Genomic DNA, 23876 nt, shown 5'->3' with positions numbered 1-23876 from the left:
GTGGCCGTTACTCCACTCTCCCAAGGCAGGGTAGAAGGTCCCTTACTCGCATACCTCATAAATCCCTATAACTGGAGCTATCATACAACTTTCATTAAAAGAGTCAATCTCAATCGTCACTGCCCTCATGTTTAAACTTGACGGATTTTTTTTCACATAGGTATGATCGGACTCCTGTCGAGCTATTCATTTTAACGTCACTTTTCTCACCATTTCACGACACAACTTGCTGGGCATCCCTATGATTGACGTTCAACATGTGACCAAACGCTATGGGAACGCAACCGCCTTGGATGACATCTCTTTCTCCATCAACAAGGGGGAGATCGTGGCGTTTCTTGGGCCAAATGGCGCAGGAAAAACTACGACAATGCGTATTCTGACGGGGTTCATGCCCCCAACCCTTGGAACCGTCCGCATTGCAGGGTTTGATTGCCTGGAAACCCCCTGGGAGGTCAAAAAACATATCGGGTATCTCCCCGAAACTCCTCCTCTGTATCTGGAACTGACCGTCACGGAATATTTGACTTTTGTGGGGAGAATTAAACGACTTTCTGAGGACCAATTGACCGAACGGATGGATACGATCATCACCCAAACGGGCCTGGCAGAGGTCCGGGGACGAGTCATCGGACATTTATCCCGTGGATATCGACAACGCGTTGGCTTGGCACAAGCCCTGTTGCACAATCCTCCCGTTTTGATTTTGGACGAACCAACGACAGGGCTGGACCCGAATCAAATTATTGAGATCCGGGAACTCATTAAAAGCCTGGCGGGCTCCCACACCATCATTCTCAGTACACATCTATTGGCCGAGGCCACCGCTATTTGCCAGCGTGTCATTATCATTCACCGTGGCCGCATTGTAGCCGTGGACACCCCGGAACAATTAGGGACCAAACTCCGTGAATCGGAAACGCTCAGTCTAACCGTAAAGCAATCCGACCCGGACCTGTTGGAGGCGCTGCACCATATTCCTGGAGTCATCCGGGTCTCTCAAGGAGCAACGGCTCACACCTATCTTCTGGACACGCAAATGGGGCGGGATATCCGGGAGGAATTAACCCAATTAATCGTCTCCAGAAATGTGGGCCTTCTGGAATTAAAAACCCAACCTCTCACTCTTGAGGATGCGTTTAAGGTGCTCACACAAACCAACACGCCAAGCGGTCCCAGCATGACTAGTACGCCTGATGGACCCCACTAACTGCTGTATAGCCGGATTACGCTCATTATGACTCCCGTTCACACGATTGTTGCCAAAGAATTACGAAGTGCGTTTGTGTCTCCCGTGGTTTATGTTATTGCGGCCATCTTTTTAGCTATCGTGGGGCTGTTGGCCTATTCCGCGGCCGCCAATGCAAGTAACCAGGCTATCCGCCTGATGCAAATACAAAACACCTACGCACAACTCAATCTCAATGATATGCTGTTCAGACCCCTCTTTCGAAGCATGAACCTCATCCTCATGATTATTCTCCCATTACTCACCATGCGTCTCTTCGCCGAAGAACGCAAACTTCGAACCTTCGAACTCCTTCTCACGTCTCCCATTGGCGTAAATGAAATTGTGTCTGGAAAGTTCATGAGCGTGATTATCGTCTATAGCGGCCTGTTATCCCTGACAAGCCTCATCCCGATAACGCTTTCCGCCTATGCAACCTTCGATTGGCGACCCATCTATCTTGGGTATGTCGCTCTGTTTCTCCAAGGAGCCCTTCTGATATCCATTGGTCTGTTTGCCTCGGCATTGACCGAAAATCAAATTATTGCGGCTTTTTTAAGCTTTGGCTGCATTTTAGGTCTCTGGATGCTTGGGGCATTAGGGGGCATTGTTGGGGACACCACAATCGGACACATTCTGTCCTATCTTTCTTTTAGCGAACATTATGAACGATTGATTCGTGGGCTGTTCAACCTCAAAGATATTCTTTATTACGTCTCCGGCATAGCGTTTATGTGGTTTGCTGCTCACCAAGCCGTCGACGCCTACCGATGGAAATAACGCGGGTGTCTTCAATTCTCGGAATAGCCGGAATGATAATCGCCCTGGTAGGACTGGGGCTCCCGTTGGTCTATCCTGCTGCAGAGAGCCTCTCCTCAATCCTGCTCGGCGTGGGAACCGTCTGCCTCCTGGGCTATTTTGCCTTCCATTTTCGTAGCCTCACCGCGTTAGCTCGAACCCGCTCTACCCGACTCGGCGCACACAGCCTGTTTTCGGTGCTGCTTGCCGGCGTCGTCGTGGCCTTACTCAATTTCCTCGCAGCCAAGCATGCGCCGGAATGGGACTTCTCAGAGACGCAGAATTTCACCTTAAGCCGACAGACGTATCAAGTCCTTCGAACTCTTCCAAGAGAGGTGAAAATGACGGTTTTCACCCATGAAGGGAGTCCGGGTTATGGCGGCTACCAGGATCTATTGACGACATATGCGAAGGAGAGTCCGCTCATCACACTGGCATTCATCGATCCCGAACGCCAACCAGACAAGGCAAAAGAGTATCAAGTGACGCGCATCGATACCGTCGTTGTGGAAAGTGGCCCCCAAAAGGTCTATCTCCAACGGTCTTCTGAAGCCGACATGACCAATGCGCTCCTCCGCGTCACACAGGACAAGAAAAAGCGCATTGCTTTTGTCACGGGCCATGGCGAAAAAAGTCTATCCGATACCGAATCGTCAGGATTATCTCGTGCCGGCGATGCCCTGACCAAACAAGGCTATGCGGTCGGGACGGTGGATTGGCAGGACACGGCTTCTCACGAGGCGGCAGTGCTCATCGTTGCCTCCTCCACAGAATCCATATCCCCTGAGGACCAACACCGGATGAGCCAATATCTGGAAAAAGGAGGACGGGTACTGGTGATGGACGATCCAGGCAGCGGCACCTCATTAGATCCCCTATTCACACCGTGGGGCATTCAATTGGGAACCGGCATCCTGGCTGATGAGCAAGATCGCCTGGGACGTGGCAGTCCCACTGCCTTACTCGTTCGCACCTTTACCACCCATGACATCACCGAAGACTTCACGACTCCCATCCTGTTTCCCGTGTCCCGCTCAGTCACTTTTGACGCGGCACAAGGAAAGGCCTGGGAGTTTGTCTCCTTAGCGCAAACGTCTCCGGAAAGTTGGGAAGAAATGGACCTGAAGAGTCCTCAACCGGAATTCACGGCGGGAGAAGACGCCAAAGGTCCGTATACGGTCGCTGGCCTCCTGATCCGCAAACCCATCGAGCAGACTCCACCGGCCCAACCCGCCGTCTTAATCGTGGGCAATGCCGCCTTTGCAACCAATGGGTATTTGACCTATCCTGGCAACACGGACTTTTTCTTAAAAGCCGTTGCCTGGCTCGCCCAAGAAGACGCCCTGGTTTCTCTGACACCAAAAGATCCGGCCTTTCATCCATTCATACCGAATCCCTCGCAGGAACAAGTACTCGTGTTTTTTCAAGTCCTGTTCCTTCCACTCCTCACTTTATTTCTCGGTCTATCCGTTTGGAAAAGGCGGCGAAGTCTGTAACATGTTAAATCCCATTCGAGTGACGCTCGTCCTGGCTCTGGTCGTCCTTGCATTAGGAGGCTATATCCTCCTCGTTGATATTCCACAATCCCGGCAACTGGAAAAACAGGAAACCCAGGAACGACAAATTTTGCCGTTTGATGACCGAGACATTACGCACATCACCTGGGAGGGTCATACGGAAACCATCCGGCTGAAGCGTGACGACCAATGGCGGTGGATGATAACCGAACCCATGCAGTCCCCGGCCGACGCCCGTGAAATTCGTCGAATCTTGCGTGCCCTGACAATCGGGAAAATTAAACGGCATATCGAGGATGGCCCGACCAATTTACCCGCTTACGGGCTGGATCCGCCTTACCTGACCCTCACCCTGGAAACACCGACCGATTCGCAGAAAATGGCCTTAGGCGATGCGGGTCCTTTTGCCCCATCTTTATATGTCCAAACCAAACCAGACAATGAGGTCGTGCTCACGACATTGGATGTCATGACCTTTGCCCAAAAGTCCCTCACGAACTTCCGCCTGAAAGACCTGCTGTTTTTCGACCGGGACCGGGTCTTGGAGCTGCACATTCAGGACGGGGCAAACACCATGGTCATGACGCGAGTGGCGGGAGCCCATAGCTTAACCCCGAACTGGATGTTCAAGAGCCCCGTCAAGGGACCAGCAGATAAAACCGCCGTAGGTACCCTCCTCATGGACTTAGGAGGGCTTGCGGCAACAGGGTTCATTGATGATGAAGAAGACAAACAACGTATTCTCAGTCAACCGATACGCTCCCATGCTACAGTCCAGGTCATAGAAGGAACGCGCACTCACCATCTGGAACTGTATCACTTTGGGGATGCAGAAAAAGCGTACGCGATCACCTCCGACAACAGTCCCTTATTCGAGATCCCCCCGGCCATTTTGCAGCCCGTCACCCAGGGAATGTTTTATTTTCAGGATAAGCGTCTCTTTGGTATGGAAATCGCCGATATTGCGATGCTGACAGTCCACACCCCACAGGATCATTATGTCCTCATTAATCAACACGATGAGTGGATCTTGGATGGCAATCCCTCAGCAGAGATAAACCAGGAATTTGTGAAGCTTTTTGTCAGCCGGATCGTGGACGTCCCAGCAGAAATATTCCACCCTGATTCCTCTTCCGCCTCAACAGACAATGGGATGGCCTCACCCACCGCCACTATTTCTGGCATGAACCGCAAGGGACAGGAAATCGGACAATTAATGTTAGGAAAGAGAGAAGGAGGCCTGGTCTTTGCAGAGGGATCAAGCCTCCCGGGTTTATACCAGGTGCGATCGACGATTCTCGATCAAATACCCTCCAAAACCCAACTGATACGACAGGCGGGCTCAACCGAATAGACTTCCTGCCCACTCCTCCATCGCCGCTTCAGGCCTTAAAAGGTTTACTGCCTTTTGCGCAAGTACAAGAGCAACAGATAGTCACAATCATCACGACCCTATACTTCCCCAGGCTCCTCCCTCTTAACGTGCGGGAGCTTGTTGGCCTTCTTCCTGTCCCATCTTGTTGAAGAACCGGTCGGAATCCTGCTGAATGTCCTTTTTTGACGGATCGGATTGAGATTCGGGTGTGGAAGAACACCCCACCAACATCGCTCCCACCAAGAAAACAGAACACATGATGACAGTCACCTGAGTTGTGGCATGACTCCAATTCATAATCGTTTGCCTCCAGCATCAATTGAACCTGTGATGGGTATTCTTAGAACCGTGAAGCCATCATACCCTACATCGGACACTGAGCATCGATCAATACACAGAATTGAATTGACTGAATTTTAGGTGTCTGGTACGGTCCTGGCCATCTTCAAATGTTACGATCACACCCATGAGTGGAGGAGCTATCTGTGACCACCCATACTTCATCACAACTTTCTGAACTCCTGCGTCAAAAGGCCGATCAACTTCGCATCCATAGCATTCGCGCCACCACCACAGCAGGAAGCGGACATCCGACCAGTTGCTGTTCCGCGGCGGATATTGTGGCGACCTTGTTTTTCTCGGTCATGCGATTTGATCCAAAAAATCCTCGCAACCCGGACAACGATCGTTTTATCTTATCCAAGGGTCACGCCGCCCCGTTGCTCTATGCGGCCTGGGCGGAAGCCGGGTTATTCGATCCCCAACAATTACTCGAACTCCGCACACTCGAATCGGACCTCGAAGGCCATCCCACTCCTCGCCTGTCGTTTGTGGACATGGCCACCGGATCTCTCGGGCAGGGACTGTCAGTGGGGGTCGGCATTGCCTTAAATAATAAATACCTGGACAAGTCTTCAGCCCGAATCTTTGTGCTATTAGGCGATGGGGAATCGGTCGAAGGGTCAGTATGGGAGGCCGCCGATATTGCCCGAAATTCTCAATTAGATAATATGTGCGGCATTGTGGACATTAATCGGCTGGGCCAATCGGATCCCACTATGCTGGAACATGATCTGACCAGGTACCAGGCCAGATGGGAGGGATTTGGCTGGCATACCATCTGCGTCGACGGGCACAACCACACAGACCTCCTCAAAGCCTTTGCAGAAGCCGCTCAAACCCGCACGAAGCCAACCATGATTCTGGCCAAAACCTTTAAAGGAAAAGGCATTCCTTTCGCCGAGGATCATCCTAACTGGCACGGAAAGCCTCTCAATGCACAACAAGCAGAAGAAGTGATCACCGCATTGAAGCAAACGTTACCGTCTTCCTCTCCCCAGCTTTCCATAGCCCCGCCCGACCCGGTACAACGGGCCAAGGGCACCATCCAACCACTACCGGCCCCCAAGTATGGGGCAACCGATCTCGTGGCTACCCGGGAAGCGTTCGGAGAGGCATTAGCCCAACTCGGAGAAGTCAATCCCCTCGTAGTCGCGTTGGATGCCGACGTGAAAAACTCCACCTATACGGATAAATTTAAAAAACGTTTTCCTGATCGTTTCTTTGAAAACTTCATTGCCGAACAAAACATGGTGGGTACCGCGGCCGGTCTGGCAGCTTGCGGGAAAATTCCCTTTGTTGCCACCTTCGCCTGCTTTCTCACCCGTGCCTACGATTTCATCCGCATGGCAGCCATCAGTCAAGCCAATATCAAACTGATGGGTTCACACGTAGGAGTCAGTATTGGTGAGGATGGTCCTTCACAAATGGGCTTGGAAGATCTCGCGATGATGGCAGCCCAGCCGGGAGTGGTCGTCCTCTATCCCTCCGATGCCATGTGCGCTTATCGACTGGTTGAAGCCATGGCCAATCACAAGGGAATGGTGTACATGCGAACAGGGCGTCCCAAAACACCGATACTCTACGGGGCCGCGGAATCCTTCACGATTGGCGGCTCAAAAGTCCTCCGGCAAAGCGCCAAGGATCAGCTCACCATCGTGGCCGCCGGGGTCACGGTCTTCGAAGCGCTAAACGCTTATGATCAACTACACACCGCTGGGATTACAGTGAGAGTCATCGATCTCTATAGCGTGACTCCAATCGATAGGGCCACTCTTCTAGAAGCCGCCAACGCCACGAACAGCCGGTTCCTCACGGTAGAGGACCATTACCTGCATGGTGGCATCGGTGATGCCGTACTCAGTGCGATGGCGGGTGAAGGAATACGGCTCACGAAAATGGGCATTAGCCAAATCCCACATAGCGGAAAGCCTGATCAACTACTCGACCATTATGGAATCAGCGCTAGGGCTATCGTCGAGAAAGTTAAACAATTGGTTTAAGTATGCCAAGCGATGCCTCAACCACCAATCGTGGACTCCATTCCGCTCGTCGCCTGCCTTTCTGAGTTCGGTCAAAGGGAACGTGCGGATCACAGCATCTTCCGGGTCGCCAAAGGGGCAATAGGGATTTCATCCGTAGAAGGAAAGAGAATCTCACAATTTTTAATCCCATGAATTCAGGCAACCAGCAGCCCCCTGGAACAGAATCCACCTCTCAGACGGGCCTGGGTGTCTACCGTACCAGGCCCGCTCCCTTCTCAAAATACCTCACACAGACTCGTCAATCTATCATTCCTCCGCTAGCCGGGATTGGGAGCCATAAACACCAGCACTCGAAGTCGGTTCGTCGTATGGTTCACCACGCCATGCTCTTCCCCGGCCGGAGCCATCGTCCCCTGCCCTTCTCCCAGAACCCGGCTTTCACTCCCGACCCGAAACGTGCCCTCCCCTTCTAAGACCAGATAGACTTTGTCCTGGTCGGCATGTACATGGCCTTTTTGCTCCTGACCAGGCTCAAATCCATACACATCACAAAAAAATCTCGGTGTTTGAAACACATTCTGCTTCTTCATCTTTTCCTTCGAAAACTGGCTGTAGTCTTTAACATTCACCACATTCACTTCAGTGCCCTCCTCAATTGAACAATGCCGATACCGCCTCCACCATTCTCTCAATAATTCTCAATAATCTCTCACCATCCCGGACTGCCCCGCGGCCATTTCATTTTCCGGTAGTGTTGAATACTACTCATGTCCAAGGGCATATTGACCCACAGCCACGGTGCATATCAGAGGCCTCGGGGCGGTTCAAAAATGTTCGTCCCGCAAGGCCGCAAATTGCCTGCCGTGTCCCGAAGGGCACAACTTTTGTTTTGCGCGCAGAACGTACTTCCAGTACGTGAGCACGGAAAAATTGCGAGAACGCCGCTGGCGGCTTTTTTCCACAGCCCCTTTCAGAAACCTTGAACGTCCCTAGGTTCAGTCTGATATGATGGGCTAACGTGAGAGTGTCTCTAAAGACCTCCCATGTTACCCGAACTGACTTCGGCGATTCGACAGAAAACCTTCAAAAAAAAGATCGAAATCAAGAAAGGATCAAGCATGAAATCAGGACAGACGCAAATTTCCCGCATCATTGGAGGAATACTCCTGATCAGCCTGCTCGGATGGGCCAATGTGGCCTTGAGCAAGATACAGGGTGAATACGAACTGATGGAGGGGGAACCGTCTCAACATGAAGCCGGCAAGGTCATTCTGTTTGAATTCGCTGATTTTTACTGCTCCCATTGCCACATGTTCGAACGGGTGGTCGGGACGAAACTGAAAAAGGAATTTGGCGACAAGCTAGAGATAAGAATGGTGGGATTTCCCGTCATACCCGGTAAACTACCGACCGCCTTTGAAATGTACAATCAGGCCGTCACTATGGGCAAAGGGCCGGAGATGAAGCAACTTCTTTTTCAGTCCATTCATGAAAAAGATATTCAAATCTTTGATAAGACCATGCGTTCCCTCCTTCTGAAAGAGATCGGGCTCGATCCTACGGAATTTGAAGCAGGACTCGCCAGTGGAAAACCTTTTAAAACATTAGCGAAAGGCCGGACGTGGGGGGAACGCATCAAGGTCACCCATACCCCAACCGTGCTCTTGGATGGAAACATTCGCGTGGCGAACTTAACCGCCGAAAATCTCAAAACGGTGATCGAAAGCATTCTGAACCAGGACAGTAAATCTTAACGTAACGGATGAAGGTATCAATCTATTTCGAATCGACAGCAAAGGAAGGACACCATGGGACGAAAAAAATCGGATGAGGAACTTTTCCCTGAAATGGCCGCAATGCTTGAAGGGATGCAGGAACTGATGTGCGATGAAGATGGCAAACCGCTCTCTCCCGATCACCCGCAATATCAAAAACTGACGGGGCTTATGGAAAACATTGCCACCCGAGCCCGGAAACGAAACGAGCAAGGTTCTTCGACCTCAGGCCAACACGGAACCGCGTAATTTCTAATATTGGCTCATAGGAACTACGCCTTGGAATTCCACCTTCGATTCACTCCTTGCAGATCTACCGTCGAATCCGTCAATCTGAAACCGGAGGTGGACCAGTTGAATTTTCATACGAGAGGGGAAAGATAGTAATGGGGACAGACCCTGCCAGTCTTCAACGATTAAAATCCTTCATGGACATTATTCGACGAGCAAAACAAGTAGGTGCCGAACCGACCTTTATCAGTACCCCGACTGAGCATGGCGATAACATCAACGTGGTCGCCACCATCGACGGGAAACAAGCCACCGCAGGGATATTATTTTGGGATGTCAGCTTATTACAAAATAACGGATTGGCCGATACCTTGGATGAAGAAGATCTCGCTCTCGGTCTCACCATCACGGACGGCCTGGTCGAGGATGCCGAAAAAATCCTCACATTTGTTGATATGGAACTTGCCAAACTGGCTTCCACATAATGACTCCCCCTATATATAACCTCTCAGCTCACCGCTAACTAAAAAAGCTTTAACACTCCACGCTATCAGTCGTTCGGGTGCCATGAACTCAGATTGAGAGTCTATCCTGCTGCATAAATTAAGTGTGATGAAAAATATTGGGGAAGAAAATTTTCCGGAAAAATTCGACACAGCCTTAGTAGATGGGACTGATGTCACCGGGGAACAGTTTTTCGGACGAACCATAGATCCGAAGCAACCCTAAAACGAGAATATCTATTCAAGCCTTTACAAAAAAACATTCCTCCTAGCGGTAAATGGCTCTTTGCTCCGAGTGCCCCTTAAAATGAATAATTCCTTTCACAAAATACTTACGGCTTTAGAAAAGAAACCCAGATGGTGGAGGGCATGACTCCCCAAAAATCTGATTAAATCTATGAAATCAAAATATTTTTTTAACATTTTTTGTTGCCCCAAAAGTTGGCCCCATACTCTAAGCACCACCCCACCTTTAAAACTTTTTGGAAGGAAAAGTTTGTTAATAATTGTTTTCTAGTATGTAGCTGCTTAGGACAACAGTTTACCAAATATTGGGATGACCAAATTGGGGTGGAAGAAGGGGGGCTGAGTATTTGAGTGATTAGTCGAGACAGATGGGATTAAACCTCCGACATCCTGCTCCCAAAGGTGATTGTATATTGCAACGCCAGTCAACACGGTCCTAGACCTAACCACAGAAACGCCAATACTGCCAAAGGCGTTTAGTCGTTTATTGTTGTTTCGTATTGCCTAGAGCGGTAGGTTTAACTGCCTCTCCAATTGCCATCACAGAAGGAAGATTTTTCATTGAAAATGTTTGTTAATTAGATACACCAAAACAAGGGAGACAACGGGCTAGCTGATCCTAGGTCGGCGGTGGTCACCTGGCTCCGGCCTTACCTTCCGCATCCAGAAATATGCCAGGAGGGGATAATGACACGATCTACTAGCCCGTCCCCACAACCCAAGGATTTTACCCCCACACACCCACGGTTTGTTGTTGGATGCAATCATCCTGTTTTGCGGGACCAAATATGCCCGCTCCTTCCATCCATAATTTGTCTTTTCCCACAAAGACTCTTCACTCTCCCCTCTCTGTTGCCGATAAACCTCTTATGCAGGACTTCGATAGTTCCAAGCACCCTACCACTAGAGTATTGACTCTTTCTGGACACCTGGATTCCCTTCAAACCCTGAGGCTTGAAAAATTCATTGAGGAGGCCCACCAAGGAACCTGCCGCCACGTCATCCTCAATCTTTCCAACGTGGCCACCATGGACCTTGGAGGAGTAGGCAACCTTTTTACCTGGTATCACGCTTTGCATATTAATCAGGTGCGCCTCAGTATCGTGGCCCCGTCCCCCATGGTCCGCAATACGATGGAATCTCTTCATTTGACGGAACTCATTTCGATCTATTCCTCCGTTCCTGAAGCGATCAGCCACCATCCTGCCCCCAATTCCGTTTCTTCCTAACTACCTCCTGGCCATGGGCATGACGGTTTGACCCTGAACCCATCGTTCTACTTGGGCCAGATTAAATTTTAACGCCCCGCCGATTCACATAGGGAATCCGCCGCTGATTGACCATTTTGTAGAGCTGGGCAGAGACAAGCAGGAAAGGATTGCTAAAGTTTGGAGGTACATCCTCGAAAAACAGTGAGTTCGAGGTTTTTATTTGGATTCACGACCCTCGCCTTAAAAGGGCAAACTTGAAGGATTACCCTAGAGAATGATTGAGTAAGACCAAGAGTGATAATCTTTTTGACTGACAAGGCAATTGACCGCTTTCGAGTGCGATCAATTAAGATTGATTTACATCCTAGATCGTGACCAAAACCGTGACCGAACCGTGATTAAAACCCCCTACTTTTCCATCAAAACTCTGCCAATGCCCCCCACCCCAGGGGTACGGGTTGGGCAATCAGGGGTCCCGCGTTCTCAACGGACCCCTCAAAGGCCCTGGTGATGAGACTGCTAAGCACACGCCTATCAGGGACAATCCATAATTTTCTGTTCAACCCCATCTTTCGAACTACAATAAAATCAACCACTCCTCTGTTGCAGATTATTGTTGCAAAAATTTTTCGTGAATTTCTAGGGAAATTTATATTTTCGAATTTCAATTTTAAAATTTTCCGACCTCAGACTGTGGGTTGCATGGCCGCAAAACTCTGAGCGCAGATCCGATGCTACTTTCGTTCTGTATTGTGCCCCCGCCTTTAGAAACCGCGAGATTAAGGCAAATCCGGTTTCACGACTTGCTGCGTATCTATGCATATCATGGCAATCAACAAAAACCTCCTCAGAATATATCCAAAAACAGTTTGGGCATGGTAGGATCACCATTCTGATGGATAGGGACATGTATGTGAGGGGATCATTGGCACAGTGGTTGGTGATGGGATTTTCCAACCAGCGGTTTAGCCGCAATCCGGATGCAATCTGCTCTTGAAGTTACCCATGCTGTTACTCTATAAGTAGTCACAATCAATTGACATACACTTGCGCGGAGAGGTGGCCGAGTGGCCGAAGGCAACGGTTTGCTAAACCGTCGTAGGTCAAAAGCCTACCGCGGGTTCAAATCCCGCCCTCTCCGCCATATTTTTCGTCAAATTTTCGGGATCTGCCTTCGTTCTTTAACCTTCACCCCTTCCTGCGGCCACCTCTACCCGGTATCGTTGAAACCGAATGATCCACCTGCCCCGCATTTCGCTTTGCTGAATATGACCCATGCGTGAACATCGTTGGGAAACCCAATCGACGCTCTCCTTCGAGGACATTTTATCGGTGGCGGGCAAATTGAGACAGTTAGGCCTGACCTCCATCCATGAGGATAAGGAGATGATCGGCTATATCGAAGAATGGGAGGTGGACCATCCACGCCGCATTCAGGCCCTCGCGCCGTGGCCCACCGAGGATGTCACGTTATTACATCGCCTCGACAACTGGCAGGGCGACTTTTTTTTATTGGCAGGCCACTATCACTCTATCTTTCAAACGCATCAATCGGTGAACACGTACTGTTCGATCGCGCATCCCTGGCGGATGACCCAGCCGCTGACAACACTCCTCCCGGAAGCCTGGCTGTGGCTGGGATTTCGACATACCCATGGATTCATTCGGATCCGGGTTCATACCACCGAAGTGATCACGCCTGGGGAAACACTTGCCAAACCGCGGGACCGGTTTTGGCTCACGGACCGGGAAACCGCCTTTCGCACGGCCATTCAGATCCTGGATCTTCCAATTGAGGTGACGCAAAAAGGCGCACGAGTGCTGCTGCAGACAGATCGAACCGACACTCCGCTCTTTTGCTCATGGCCGGATGCGTTTGGCCCCTGCCAATTTGAACTCAACTCGCCGGATCCCTTTGAGTTTTTGGTTCCAGCGAGTCAACTGGCTGCGACCTACCAGGGCAAACCTGCGCATTTGCGTGTGTATCTCACGGGATTTCCCGAACCCGCCCTCATGGATTTTACCGGCATCACACCCGATCCGCGGTTTCTGTATCGCTGCAGCATTCACTGCACCCTGTCCGATATGCCTGAGTTGCTTCATCTCCTAGAGCCGCAAGGGCGGGTGTATGGCAGCCTGGCAGAATTCCAGACCGACTATCTGCTTCCTGAAGGGGAGGACGTCGCGGCCATAGTGGGTTTGGTGGGGACAAATGGTGACTTTCGTCTGGAGATTCGCCTCAACCAACGACCTCTTCCTCATCAGGCCACGGAACATTGGCTGGAGGAATTGGTGGGTCATCCTCTCATCTATGCACCCTTACCCGCCTTCCCGTAAGGGAATGTTGAAAAAGGCTGCCAGCGGCGTTCTCGCCGCTTGGCCGTGCTCACGTACTCCTTCGTACGCTCCGCTCGCCCAAGCAGCTGCGGCCTAGCTGGACAAGCCTTTTTGAACATTCCCTCATTGTCCTCAGGTTGCTTTCGTGAGGCATATGCCCATGGGAAAATGCCACATATTTGGAATAATCAACAACTCCCGTCACAAAGGTTTCGAGTGCCTGCGTGACCACGAACACTCAATCCAGAAACCGGCCCGCAACCCGGCAGACTTCCTCGACTGATATTTGCCGCATACAACCTTCTTCCCCCCGCGAACACGCGTCATGCACACATGTTTCGCAGTCCAGGCCTTTATAAATCACGGAAACGTTTTCTCCCCTCGGACCCCACACATGAGGATCAGAGGGACCGAATAATCCCAGAACAGGACAACCGATGGCTGCCGCCATATGCATCGGGCCCCCATCGTTCCCGATAAATAAGGCGCTTCGCTTCATCACTGCCGCCAGTTGACGCAAACCGGTTTGTCCCATCACATTACGCGGTTTGGACCTGCTCAGAGTGACAATATGTTGCCCTATCAGCATCTCTGACTGGTGCCCGATCAAGGCCACGACCGCTCCCTGAGCCGCCAGCCAATCGGCCAAGGCGGCAAATCGCTCAAGAGGCCAGGCTTTTTTGGCATATCGCGCTGGAGGATGAAGGAGCACCAATGGCGCCTGCCCGACCTGGAGCGAGGCCATCAGGTGATCCCCTTGCTCATGGTCTTCAGGTCGCAGATACCATTCCGGATTGCCCACGGACTCACTGATACCTAAGGCGGGCAAGGCCTGGGCATGATAATCCACCATGTGCATGGAACCATAGGCTGATGGCAGCACATGCGTATACAGCTTCCCACGCCACCGGTTCTCCCGATTAAACCCCAGCCTGACCCCGGCACCGGTCCAATAGGTCAGCAATGCGGAGCGATCCCCGTCCGTTAAATCCACGACCCCATCGAAACGAGCCTGACGCAGCGATTGGTAACACTCAAATTGTTGGCCCCATCCTTCACGAGGCAACACCATGATTGTCTCCAGATAGGGATTCCCGAACAACACACACTCCGTTCCGGGATTCACCAGAAAGGTGAGTGACGCTTCGGGAAATCGCTTGTGCAGAATGGGGAGAAGAGGGGTGGATAACACGACATCCCCGATATACCGAAGTTTAATAAGAAGAAGACGTTTCACGTGAATCGTGACTTCGAGATTATCCTGAAAAGATCACCCTACAGAGAAACTGTCCGGGTGAGACTCCGAGGGGGCTTCATTTCAGAAATCCGTCTGATGGAACGGAATGGTTGCTTGCCAGTAAGGCCATAAGACCGACACGGTATAAATTCCCAGTACATATTCTCCAAATTCTTCCAGCCCCATGAAGAATAGCTGGGCGTCTTCCAATCCGAGAATAGGAAGATAATAGCCATGCACTTTATCCACCACCACACAGAAACTCAGCAGCACGCCTCCCAGGATCAATTGGCCAATCCAGGGCGCACGACTATTCCATGCTGCCGCCAGACGTGACCAGATTCGAGAACAGAGGACTATTCCAATAACCATGACAGGAATAATCATACCCCCAATTACCAACAGTCGTTCCCACAGCGGAAAGTTCGGGTTCCAATAATTCGCAAACTTATCAAAATTCCATCCGGTCGCCCAGACATGCGCATCTAACTCCCGCAGCCCAAAGAGAAGGCAGAGAGCCGTGAGCCCCAACCACTCAATGCGATGGGGGGAATGACAAAAGCCCGCAATCAGGCACCACACCATGGCGACAAACCATACGCCCGCACTCATCATCTCAACCGGTCCGTTTTCTGAAGCAATGACGTCCCCCCATGCCGGCAAATCGGTCGACCATTTTGCCAGGAGCGTCATCGTCAAACAGAAAAAGAGCGCCTCCACAAGGTTCCTCCAACACAGCTGGGCCTGTCCTTGACGGCTATCCTCGAGGAGTGAAGGCCTGTCCGAGGGCATTTGAAGAAATCCGGGTCTCATGTGACTCTGACTGACATCTCCAACAAAAACAGATAGAACCAGTGACAGCCACAGGCAAGAATCAACGCCACGCCTCCAAAGAGTACCGCCGTGAGCCTCCTGCTCAGGAACCACCCGGCACTCACACATCCCATGACAACGAAATAGAGTCCAAGAATGAGAAACCCGAGCCCAATAAACCACGTCACCAAGGCTATCCCCCCGAGATCATAGATATACGGAAGCCCCTCCTGATAATACGGAACGCGAGGAAGCCCAACCGTGACACCTGCCGATAGCAATATCATCCAAGCCGGCCAGGATGTGATCCAAGCCATTGCCATTTTCATAAAGCACCTTTGGTTAGCCAAGCACGTCCCTATAGAGATTGAGCGTTTCCTGTGCCGCCCGCTCCCATGAAAATTGCTTGACCCGCTCGAACCCCTTGTTGCGTAATTGCGTGTGTAATTCCCGATCACTTACCAGCCGTTCTATTTCCACTCCCAATTGTTCCGGATCGTGAGGGTCGACATAAAGAGCAGCATCCCCTGCGACTTCCGGGAGAGCACTCCCCGTCCCCGTAATAATCGGGGCACCACAGGCCATTGCATCAAGAAGTGGAATCCCAAACCCTTCATACAAGGACGGGAACACAAAGGCTTCCGCATGGGAATACAGGAGACGTAAATCTGTACTGGACACATATCCGGGACAACAGACCGAATCCATAATCCCTACATCCCTGGCCGTCACCATCAGGCTGGCGCCCCGTGATTCTAATTCACCGATGGCCACAAGAGAGAACGATGAGACAAGGCGAGGAGATCGGGCAAATGCCTTAAAAGCTGCGGTATGATTTTTCCGGGGTTCAGCTCCCCCCACAAAAAGCACAAACGGACGGGGGGGAATGTGCAATCGAGTCCGGGCCTCCTGAAACTTCTGGTCATCCCGATCAGGAAACATGTCGGGAGACGGCCCGTGTTGGATCACCCTAATACGGTCCGACGGGAGATGACACACCTCTTGAATTTCCCGGGAAGAAAATGTGGAAACAGCCACCACGCGAGAGACTTTCCTGGCACGCAGACCTAACTTCCAGGATGAAAGCGCTTGACCAAAGAGTTTCTTCGAATACTCTGGATGACGTGCCAACCAGACATCATGGATCGTGAGTATGGTGTGACGTTGGCCGTAATCGGGAGCCTTAAAGTTGGTCCCATGAAAGATATCGAGCGGGGGTTGGTCTTTCTCCATTCGACCAAACCCCCACGAGGACTTAGAGCATTTCACAGAGACATGCGACGGGAAAGGAAGCGCAAAGGTTTGGGAAGAACCACGCGATGAGGCATAGGCCTCCCATTCAATGTCCTGAGAAAAGGAAAACATGGCAGGGAAGAGACATCGGACATACTGTCCAATCCCGCTATAGGCAGAACGCATGGGCCCGGCATCAAACCCGACGCGCATCAGGTGTCTGAACTGTTGTGAATCATCGGACAATGTCTTATCGCCATGGACTGTCATTCTGGCGGGCTGGTCACCGCTCGCTATTGTATTTACTGAGAATATCCCTGGGCTTCAAGCTGTCTCATATGCCAGAGCTTGGCATATTTCACAAAGGTATACATACTGGATAGAGCGCTGACCAAAAATCCCGCCATGCCATCACGATAAGCCTTTCGGGCGAAATAATATTTCGAAAACGTAAAGATCGGACGAAATAGGAGGTCTGTGCCACGCACATGGCGCTTGGTTCTGGCCCGGTCTTGAGCAGCCAATGTGGTAAAGTTTGGAAATTTTTCAAAATAATTGTGCAGCGTGGGCCTGGTGAGGTGCACCAAAGGACACGAGAGATAGGCGGATTCTCCCGAAAAGATGAATTTATTGTGGGGCTCGGCATCATCTAAATGACCGATTCCCCGCCGGAATAGACGCAATTGATAATCGGGATAACACCCGGCGTTCAACACCAGGGAGCCAAAATAATAATTATGACGGGGGACATAATAGGCCACAGGCCCATCCTTCGAACCGGCCGACAGCACGGCTTCTATCTCAGCCTGAAGTTCGGCGGGAATTCGCTCGTCGGAATCCAAAATAAAAACCCAATCCGTGGTCGCTTGATCCATCGCATAATTTTTCTGATCCCCAAACCCTCGCCAGGGGCGTTGAAATATCTTGTCCGTAAACGTTCTGGCAATTTCCATGGTGCGATCCGTACTGAATGAATCCACCACGACGATTTCATCCATCCACGTTGCACTTGCCAAACACGGCTGGAGGTTGTTCTCTTCGTTAAATGCCACTACGGCACAAGAGACCGTTTCCCGCTTGACCGAAGTGACACCCTTTTGGGCAGGACTATTCTGTTTCTTCATAAGATGAATGATCCGTTATCGCTAACCAACAGGGGTAAGAAAAGTCTATGCCCGCACAGAGTCCCGTCTGGTTCATCATCGTCAATTAGTCGATTTCTGCCCATAGGTATCCCACCCTACCTCTCCTCAATCGGCATTTCATTTTCTCAGCACATTTCCTTCACTGGACTTCTGATAGCCAAACCGTTCCATAGGGCTGGATATATCGACACAGCTCCTCAAACACCACCATGCCATCGGCGACGTCCATGCACATCGGATGGGCAAGGACCGTCGCGGTTCCTCCTTGCTCGCAAATACACCGTATACTCGCCTTCACTCGATCGGCCCATTCCGTGATAGGCATTCGGTGGATAAGACGCTCCGGCTTGGTTTTCCCATGTTGATATTTTCCATGTAACACATGTTCGTGATCCGGAAGAACATTCATCGGAACCGAACGATAGCCGGGACGCACCCATTCGGCGGATATTTTCAAATCGGAGACCTCATCGGATACCACATGGATTCCACAGGATTCTAATAACCGATCCGTATCAGCGGTTCGTACATAACTATGGTTTCGCCAGGTCTGAATTCGTTGGCCCGTCACCTGTTGAATGCTGGCAATGGTCTTCTGAATATCACGAAGTTGGTGCGCAGTGGTTCCCCATGGCGTTCCATACACTTTCTTGAATATTCGAGATAACGGATCTCGAAAGGCCGCAAAGGTATGGCCACCAATTTCACAATGCGGCAGATCCGATAGGATTTTCACCGTGTCCGGTTCTTCCTGACAGGCTTTTCCGGTAAACAACAGTGTGACTTTCACTCCGTATTTTCCGGCAATATCACAATATTTCGCGGCTAATGCGACTTCTGTTTGAGAGGAAAATGGCGTATCGGTTCCCCGATACGAGCGTTGGTGGACATCCCCTGTCAGACAAACCATGTTCGAGAATCCTTTGCAGCTCAACCCGGCTAAGTCGCGGACGCGCCCCACACCCGTTCAAGGCTTCTTCACGACAACGGGGGAGGTTGATTGTATCAATTGCCGATATACCGACTCCGTTTGAGTCAGCATGTGATCCAGGGAAAATCGTTCGTGAATAATCTGTCGCCCGATCTTCCCCATTCGGGTCGCGGCAATGGGATCGGAAAGAAGACAGGCAATTTTCTCGGCTAAGATCTCGGGGGCTCGTGGAGGGACCAACAGTCCGCTCCGGCCGTCCTGCACCACTTCAGGCACTCCTCCCACCGCAGAAGCGACCACAGGACGTTCCATGGCTAAGGCTTGAGTGAGAGATTGAGGAATCCCTTCTTCAAAGGAAGGAATGACCACCACATCAAGTATCGCCAGCAGAGCCGGCACATCCTGCCGAAACCCGATGAGATGCACACAGTGCTCCAAGCCAAGCTCTCGAATGCGACCCAACAGTGCCGGCTGTTCTCCGCCATCTCCGATGATGAGGCACTGGACGGTGGAAAAGCGTTGCGTGAGCCACCGGACGGCCTCGATCAAGACCGCCATGCCCTTTTCCGGGCGCAGAAAGGTGACGGCACCGATCAGAGGACCTTGGCTTCCAAGCCCCAAGCTCTTTCGTAAGGACGCATCCGGGGGTTGAGGATGGAACCGGTCCAAATCAACTCCCGTGGGAATCGAAATGACCCGGGAAGGGTTCAACCGGGTCCGTGTCATCAATCCTTGTCTGACTGCCTCACCGGTGGTGGTGACGACGTGCGGCAATTTCCCATAGAGGAGTCGGTGCCGCCAGGTCCGTGAGACCGGTGTGCTTTTATGGCGGGTCCGGACAATAATGGGCCGTAGGGATGAGATCCGTCCGGCAATCGACGCCGTCCAACTATCAAGAGACCCATGCGTATTGACCACATCAATTTCATAGTGTTTCAGGATTCGCAAATAGGAGGGGACCAAGGTGAACCACCCAAGCTTGCCGGCCGTGGTTGTTTTGACCTGGAGTCCTCGCTGTTCGGCAAGGGCGGCCAATTGACTCCCATGAGGGGCAGCCACGATCACCGTATGGCCACGCTTCTCCATCCCTTTCGCTTCCTCCAACACGCGATATTCCTGCCCTCCTATCCCTGACGAAGATTCCGTGTGAAGAATGCGCATGGGTCTCTGATGACGAGAGAAAATTGGGCTTACCTTCGGCATAGTCATTGGAGAATCAACGGGATCGCAGAGGAGGTCCATAGAATCAACTTTTTTGCATTTCCCACAACTTGGCGTATTTCACAAAGGTGTAATAGGCATACAACATGGATAAAATCAGCCCCGGTTTTCGGTCCAACATCCCCCCCCGAAACACATACATTTTCAGAAAGGTAAATAAAGGACGAAGCACCAACTGATGGGGGCGGAATGTCCGGCCTTCACGATGCATGTCCTCCGCCCGCAAGCTGGAATACCGATCCATTTTGCGAAAGTAGTGATCGATATCCCGAAAGGGTATCTGCTCCAGACTGGCATGAAGATATCCAAGTTTCCCCTTCAGCTCATAGCCCTCATGGACCAGCTCCTCTCGATATCGCATATGTCCCTTATGAAAAAGCTGGGGTTGCCGGTAATCAGGGTACCAGCCACAATGCTTAATCCACCGCCCAAGGAAGAAATTTCTTCTGGGGATCTTATACGCCTGTGCCGAAGGCCCCTCCAGAAGCAACTGTTCGATTTCCTCCTGCACCGTTGGCGTCACTCGTTCGTCCGTATCCAGGCTCAGCACCCAATCATGCGCGGCATGGGTCAGGGCGTGATTCCGAAGCACCCCAAACCCCTGGAAGGGATAGTGGAAAATCTTGGAGGTAAATTCACGGCAGATATCAGTGGTCCCATCCGTGCTATGAGAATCGATCACGACCAATTCATCCACCCAATGAAGACTCTCTAAACATTTCCGCATGTTCGGTGCATCATTATAGGCAATCACCACAGCGGAAACTTTTTCTCTCGTGCGTTGTTCCGTCATGCGGTTTTTTCCTTCGTCCTCCTCACAGATTTACGGTTTCGCCGGGAATGGGGTTGCCGCCACGCGATCGTCTTTTCGACGAGAGAAGCCCCCGACGATTTTTTTGATCTCACGAAGGAGATCCGTGAGCGAGACCGATTCCATGCACTCCAGATAATTGGGATTTCTGCATGTTCGTGCTCCACAGGGACTGCAGGGCAATTCCGTGCGTACGATAACATGCTTTCCCAAGGGATAGGGACCTGTGGCTTTGGGATGGGTGGAGCCAAAGATTGCGACCACAGGAATGCCCACTCCCGCTGCAAGGTGAATGGGCGCCGAATCGTTTCCAATGAGCAGGTGCATTCTTCGCATGAGTGAGGGTAATTGAGAAAGAGACAGTCGCCCGACCAGATTGATCAGACCCTGAGGCACAAGACGGTCAAATTCACCGGCAGCAGAAATGTCTGACGCCCCACCCAAAAGTACAACACGAACATCGGGCCACTGCACCAATTCGATGGCCAGGGCCACAAACCGTTCAAACGGCCAGGATTTCATGGCAGCCCGTGTCCAAGGTGCCAAAGCAATCAAATATTCATGGTCCAGGACGCGTGCATCCTGAAGCATCGTTTCGATTGTGAAACAATCGGTAGACGATTGAGGCAGATGGAACACCGGAGTAGATGAGGGTGCGCCCAGAAAAGTGGTAATCGCGACATTCCGGTCAACGGCATGAACCTCCAACAAACGCCAGGGGGAAGGTTTCGTCTCAGGCAAAGGCACCTGGTGTGTATAAAACCAGGTCGCCCCTTCCCTGGCTCGCGCAAAACCCACACGGGTTCGAGCTCCCGTCATCCCGCCGAAGATCCCTGAACGAAACAGCCCTTGAAAATCCACAACCAGATCGAACTTCCCTCTCCGGAGTGTACGAAAGATATGCGGCCAATTCTGCCAAGACACATTTACAGACAAAATGTCATCAATATCGGGATTCCCTTCCAGAATCGGCGCCCAGATCTCTTTAACCATCCAGGTCAGACGGGCGTACGGGAACCGCTGACGCAACGCAGCCACTGCTGGAAGAGCATGAACAATATCGCCCAGCGAACTTAATTTGATGACCAGGATGCGCTGTGGAGTGATGTCCATACGTACCCGCGAGAAACAGTTAGCCCATCGACAACAAACGATACCCCAATAACGCGCATGAATGGATGAGCGGCTTCAACGGTTTTGTCTGATTCGGTTGTCACGGTTCATTATCTGCTGTTCTATCCAGTCAACGGCATGCACAAAGCTGTCCGCGACATAGGCAATCGGCACCTGTCCGGCATCTCTCGCCTTCACCACATCCGCACTATACGAACTCGTCATGACCAGGACACCGGGTACCGAGGCGGTGCGAGCCGCCTCTAAATCACTGCGTTTGTCCCCGACCAGATAACACTGCGATGCATCGAGAGCAAATCGAGTGACCGCTTGTTGAATTAATCCCGCCTTGGGCTTTCGACATCCACATCCGTCTTGAGGATGATGAGGGCAAAAGAAAATACCATCAATCCTGGCTCCATAGGGACGAATCAACTCCTCCAGCCTGTCATGAATCGATTCCAACCCTTCGATGGTCATCATCCCTCGACCAATAGCCGATTGATTGGTGACCAGAAGCACCATAACTCCTAAGTCATTTAATCGAGCGATGGCTTCAGGGACTCCGGAAAACAACATCAATTGTTGGGGAGAAGTGACATACCCCGTATCGTGGTTCAAGGTGCCATCCCGATCCAAAAACACGGCCCTCCCCCGCGCGGCAGAATCATTTCTCATCCAACATGCCCTCTGATCCGACCCTCATTCCGATAGCCCGATGACATCCTGATTTGAGACAGCGCGACGTCCACAACCTGCTCAACGGACACTTGGGTCATGCAACGATGGTCAATCGGGCAGGCGCGCAATAAACAGGGTGCACAACGGACCGATCCCGTCACCACGCCACTGAATTGCTCATGAGGACTTGTCGTGGAGGGATCCGTTGAACCAAAAATCGCCGCGACCGGTACCCCAAGAGCCTGTGCCACATGCATGGGTCCCGTGTCGTTGGTAATCAAGACGGAGCAGCGTGTCAACACTCCCATTAACTCCTGTATGGTGGTTTTTCCTGACAGGACAACCGGCTCATTCCGCATTCGTCTGGCAATGTCCTGCGCAAGCACTTCTTCTCCTTTGCCTCCAATCAGGACACAGCGGACACACGGAGCCCCCGGAAATTCTTTTGTCAGCTGTTCAACCAGCCGATCACCCACCTCCGCGAAACGTTCCGGTATCCATCGCTTGGCTGATCCATACACCGAACCGGGATTGATCCCAATGACCATACCGTCTGATGGAAGAAATAGCTCAGGAAACTGTCTGGCACATGCCTGCTTCACCTCAGGAGAGAGAAAAAGTTGAGGGGTCCCGTCGTTTTTCCCGGGAGAGTGGGTGATGGTTTTCACGAGTTCCTGATAATACGCCGTATGATGCAGGGGAGCCCGATCCGGTCTGGGCACAGGTTCGGACAGAAGCCAACGCCGTCCGTCCGTCGCATATCCGATGCGGGATGGGATGCCGGCCACCCAGACAATGAGGGCCGCTTCAAAGGCATTTTGGAATAATACCGCACGATCAAATTTCTTTCTTTTCACAAGTTGAATGAGGTGCCAAAGCCCGGAAAGGCCCTGATGTTCCCCTTGATGGATATACATCATGACCTCATCCACGCCCGGATGTCCTTCCAACAATTCTCCGATGATCGGCCTGGCTAACACCGTGATCTTGGCATGCGGATCATGATTCCGTAAATCCATGAGTGCCGGCAAGCACATCACGGCATCTCCGATCCAGTTGGGGACGCGGACGAGAATGTTCATCGAAACACGATATGCCCTCTCACATGAACCGACCTTCTTGACCCTATCTGTCCTACCATATCCG

At 51.5% G+C, this 23876-nt stretch carries 23 protein-coding genes and 1 tRNA gene; 11 read left to right on the top strand and 13 right to left on the bottom strand.

From position 1 onward, the window contains the following. Positions 1-241 precede the first annotated feature (241 nt). Genes PQG83_RS03795 through PQG83_RS03780 form a run of 4 tightly spaced genes read left to right on the top strand, consistent with a single transcriptional unit; the run spans position 242 to position 4897 of the window. Positions 242-1210 (top strand): ABC transporter ATP-binding protein, encoded by a 969-nt coding sequence (locus PQG83_RS03795; RefSeq protein WP_312746944.1) that lies wholly within the window; start codon positions 242-244, stop codon positions 1208-1210. Between the two features lie 27 nt (positions 1211-1237). Further along, a complete protein-coding gene (locus PQG83_RS03790; protein WP_312746942.1) occupies positions 1238-2008 on the top strand; it encodes an ABC transporter permease in 771 nt (256 codons plus the stop codon). Positions 2009-2013: 5 nt separating this feature from the next. After that, positions 2014-3522 carry a GldG family protein gene (locus PQG83_RS03785; RefSeq protein ID WP_312746939.1) on the top strand — a complete coding sequence of 503 codons (1509 nt, stop codon included), beginning with the start codon at positions 2014-2016 and terminating at the stop codon, positions 3520-3522. 1 nt (position 3523) lies between these two features. Next, positions 3524-4897: a DUF4340 domain-containing protein gene (locus PQG83_RS03780; protein ID WP_312746937.1), complete on the top strand. Its 1374-nt coding sequence runs from the start codon at positions 3524-3526 to the stop codon at positions 4895-4897. A 123-nt stretch (positions 4898-5020) separates the two neighbouring features. Here PQG83_RS03780 and PQG83_RS03775 read toward each other — a convergent pair whose 3' ends face one another. Then, positions 5021-5215: a hypothetical protein gene (locus PQG83_RS03775; protein ID WP_312746935.1), complete on the bottom strand. Its 195-nt coding sequence runs from the start codon at positions 5213-5215 to the stop codon at positions 5021-5023. 188 nt (positions 5216-5403) lie between these two features. Here PQG83_RS03775 and PQG83_RS03770 point away from each other — a divergent pair, with 188 nt between their 5' ends. Beyond that, positions 5404-7260, top strand: coding sequence for a transketolase (locus PQG83_RS03770; RefSeq protein ID WP_312746933.1), 1857 nt, complete (start codon positions 5404-5406; stop codon positions 7258-7260). 299 nt (positions 7261-7559) lie between these two features. Here the strand turns inward: PQG83_RS03770 and PQG83_RS03765 are convergent, their stop codons facing one another. Continuing rightward, a complete protein-coding gene (locus tag PQG83_RS03765) occupies positions 7560-7832 on the bottom strand; it encodes a cupin domain-containing protein (protein WP_312746930.1) in 273 nt (90 codons plus the stop codon). Positions 7833-8360: 528 nt separating this feature from the next. Here PQG83_RS03765 and PQG83_RS03760 point away from each other — a divergent pair. The 6 genes from PQG83_RS03760 to PQG83_RS03735 all read left to right on the top strand — a co-directional run bounded on the left by PQG83_RS03760 (position 8361) and on the right by PQG83_RS03735 (position 13545). Continuing rightward, positions 8361-8996, top strand: coding sequence for a DsbA family protein (locus tag PQG83_RS03760; protein WP_312746927.1), 636 nt, complete (start codon positions 8361-8363; stop codon positions 8994-8996). Positions 8997-9050: 54 nt separating this feature from the next. Then, entirely contained in the window at positions 9051-9266 is a 216-nt protein-coding gene (locus tag PQG83_RS03755) for a hypothetical protein (RefSeq protein WP_312746924.1), read from the top strand. A gap of 137 nt (positions 9267-9403) precedes the next feature. After that, on the top strand, positions 9404-9733 hold the full coding sequence (locus PQG83_RS03750) for a hypothetical protein (RefSeq protein WP_312746922.1): 330 nt from the start codon (positions 9404-9406) through the stop codon (positions 9731-9733). 1052 nt (positions 9734-10785) lie between these two features. Beyond that, positions 10786-11226 carry an STAS domain-containing protein gene (locus tag PQG83_RS03745; protein WP_312746920.1) on the top strand — a complete coding sequence of 147 codons (441 nt, stop codon included), beginning with the start codon at positions 10786-10788 and terminating at the stop codon, positions 11224-11226. Between the two features lie 1035 nt (positions 11227-12261). Continuing rightward, a tRNA-Ser gene (locus PQG83_RS03740) sits at positions 12262-12352 on the top strand. A 131-nt stretch (positions 12353-12483) separates the two neighbouring features. Next, positions 12484-13545, top strand: coding sequence for a hypothetical protein (locus PQG83_RS03735; protein WP_312746918.1), 1062 nt, complete (start codon positions 12484-12486; stop codon positions 13543-13545). Between the two features lie 238 nt (positions 13546-13783). Here PQG83_RS03735 and rfaQ read toward each other — a convergent pair whose 3' ends face one another. The 11 genes from rfaQ to waaF all read right to left on the bottom strand — a co-directional run bounded on the left by rfaQ (position 13784) and on the right by waaF (position 23812). Beyond that, positions 13784-14782, bottom strand: coding sequence for a putative lipopolysaccharide heptosyltransferase III (gene rfaQ, locus PQG83_RS03730; RefSeq protein ID WP_312746916.1), 999 nt, complete (start codon positions 14780-14782; stop codon positions 13784-13786). An 81-nt stretch (positions 14783-14863) separates the two neighbouring features. Beyond that, positions 14864-15502 carry a hypothetical protein gene (locus tag PQG83_RS03725; RefSeq protein WP_312746913.1) on the bottom strand — a complete coding sequence of 213 codons (639 nt, stop codon included), beginning with the start codon at positions 15500-15502 and terminating at the stop codon, positions 14864-14866. A gap of 89 nt (positions 15503-15591) precedes the next feature. Next, complete coding sequence (locus PQG83_RS03720; protein ID WP_312746910.1) at positions 15592-15924, bottom strand: hypothetical protein; 333 nt, start codon at positions 15922-15924, stop codon at positions 15592-15594. A 13-nt stretch (positions 15925-15937) separates the two neighbouring features. Continuing rightward, positions 15938-17074 carry a glycosyltransferase family 4 protein gene (locus PQG83_RS03715; RefSeq protein WP_312746907.1) on the bottom strand — a complete coding sequence of 379 codons (1137 nt, stop codon included), beginning with the start codon at positions 17072-17074 and terminating at the stop codon, positions 15938-15940. Positions 17075-17130: 56 nt separating this feature from the next. Then, positions 17131-17952 carry a glycosyltransferase family 2 protein gene (locus tag PQG83_RS03710; RefSeq protein ID WP_312746905.1) on the bottom strand — a complete coding sequence of 274 codons (822 nt, stop codon included), beginning with the start codon at positions 17950-17952 and terminating at the stop codon, positions 17131-17133. Positions 17953-18112: 160 nt separating this feature from the next. Beyond that, positions 18113-18883, bottom strand: coding sequence for a polysaccharide deacetylase family protein (locus PQG83_RS03705; RefSeq protein WP_312746903.1), 771 nt, complete (start codon positions 18881-18883; stop codon positions 18113-18115). Between the two features lie 57 nt (positions 18884-18940). Further along, a complete protein-coding gene (locus PQG83_RS03700) occupies positions 18941-20065 on the bottom strand; it encodes a glycosyltransferase family 4 protein (RefSeq protein ID WP_312746901.1) in 1125 nt (374 codons plus the stop codon). Between the two features lie 85 nt (positions 20066-20150). Next, a complete protein-coding gene (locus PQG83_RS03695) occupies positions 20151-20918 on the bottom strand; it encodes a glycosyltransferase family 2 protein (RefSeq protein WP_312746898.1) in 768 nt (255 codons plus the stop codon). A gap of 30 nt (positions 20919-20948) precedes the next feature. Further along, positions 20949-22049 carry a glycosyltransferase family 9 protein gene (locus tag PQG83_RS03690; RefSeq protein ID WP_312746896.1) on the bottom strand — a complete coding sequence of 367 codons (1101 nt, stop codon included), beginning with the start codon at positions 22047-22049 and terminating at the stop codon, positions 20949-20951. Positions 22050-22124: 75 nt separating this feature from the next. Next, positions 22125-22727, bottom strand: coding sequence for a D-glycero-alpha-D-manno-heptose-1,7-bisphosphate 7-phosphatase (locus PQG83_RS03685; protein ID WP_312746893.1), 603 nt, complete (start codon positions 22725-22727; stop codon positions 22125-22127). After that, on the bottom strand, positions 22724-23812 hold the full coding sequence (waaF, locus tag PQG83_RS03680) for a lipopolysaccharide heptosyltransferase II (protein ID WP_312746891.1): 1089 nt from the start codon (positions 23810-23812) through the stop codon (positions 22724-22726). Before waaF ends, PQG83_RS03685 begins: the two co-directional genes overlap by 4 nt. Between the last annotated feature and the right edge of the window lie 64 nt (positions 23813-23876).

This window comes from Candidatus Nitrospira neomarina, from assembly GCF_032051675.1.
Lineage (GTDB): Bacteria > Nitrospirota > Nitrospiria > Nitrospirales > UBA8639 > Nitrospira_E > Nitrospira_E neomarina.
This window is presented reverse-complemented; position numbering and strand designations above follow the sequence as displayed.

Coding starts and splice junctions, on each gene's coding strand:
- PQG83_RS03795 (WP_312746944.1), top strand. CDS start 242: ATGATTGACGTTCAACATGTGACCAAACGCTATGGGAACGCAACCGCC.
- PQG83_RS03790 (WP_312746942.1), top strand. CDS start 1,238: ATGACTCCCGTTCACACGATTGTTGCCAAAGAATTACGAAGTGCGTTT.
- PQG83_RS03780 (WP_312746937.1), top strand. CDS start 3,524: ATGTTAAATCCCATTCGAGTGACGCTCGTCCTGGCTCTGGTCGTCCTT.
- PQG83_RS03775 (WP_312746935.1), bottom strand. CDS start 5,215: ATGAATTGGAGTCATGCCACAACTCAGGTGACTGTCATCATGTGTTCT.
- PQG83_RS03765 (WP_312746930.1), bottom strand. CDS start 7,832: ATGAAGAAGCAGAATGTGTTTCAAACACCGAGATTTTTTTGTGATGTG.
- PQG83_RS03760 (WP_312746927.1), top strand. CDS start 8,361: ATGAAATCAGGACAGACGCAAATTTCCCGCATCATTGGAGGAATACTC.
- PQG83_RS03755 (WP_312746924.1), top strand. CDS start 9,051: ATGGGACGAAAAAAATCGGATGAGGAACTTTTCCCTGAAATGGCCGCA.
- PQG83_RS03750 (WP_312746922.1), top strand. CDS start 9,404: ATGGGGACAGACCCTGCCAGTCTTCAACGATTAAAATCCTTCATGGAC.
- PQG83_RS03745 (WP_312746920.1), top strand. CDS start 10,786: ATGCCCGCTCCTTCCATCCATAATTTGTCTTTTCCCACAAAGACTCTT.
- PQG83_RS03735 (WP_312746918.1), top strand. CDS start 12,484: ATGCGTGAACATCGTTGGGAAACCCAATCGACGCTCTCCTTCGAGGAC.
- PQG83_RS03720 (WP_312746910.1), bottom strand. CDS start 15,924: ATGAAAATGGCAATGGCTTGGATCACATCCTGGCCGGCTTGGATGATA.
- PQG83_RS03710 (WP_312746905.1), bottom strand. CDS start 17,952: ATGAAGAAACAGAATAGTCCTGCCCAAAAGGGTGTCACTTCGGTCAAG.
- PQG83_RS03705 (WP_312746903.1), bottom strand. CDS start 18,883: ATGGTTTGTCTGACAGGGGATGTCCACCAACGCTCGTATCGGGGAACC.
- PQG83_RS03700 (WP_312746901.1), bottom strand. CDS start 20,065: ATGCGCATTCTTCACACGGAATCTTCGTCAGGGATAGGAGGGCAGGAA.
- PQG83_RS03695 (WP_312746898.1), bottom strand. CDS start 20,918: ATGACGGAACAACGCACGAGAGAAAAAGTTTCCGCTGTGGTGATTGCC.
- PQG83_RS03690 (WP_312746896.1), bottom strand. CDS start 22,049: ATGGACATCACTCCACAGCGCATCCTGGTCATCAAATTAAGTTCGCTG.
- PQG83_RS03685 (WP_312746893.1), bottom strand. CDS start 22,727: ATGAGAAATGATTCTGCCGCGCGGGGGAGGGCCGTGTTTTTGGATCGG.
- waaF (WP_312746891.1), bottom strand. CDS start 23,812: ATGAACATTCTCGTCCGCGTCCCCAACTGGATCGGAGATGCCGTGATG.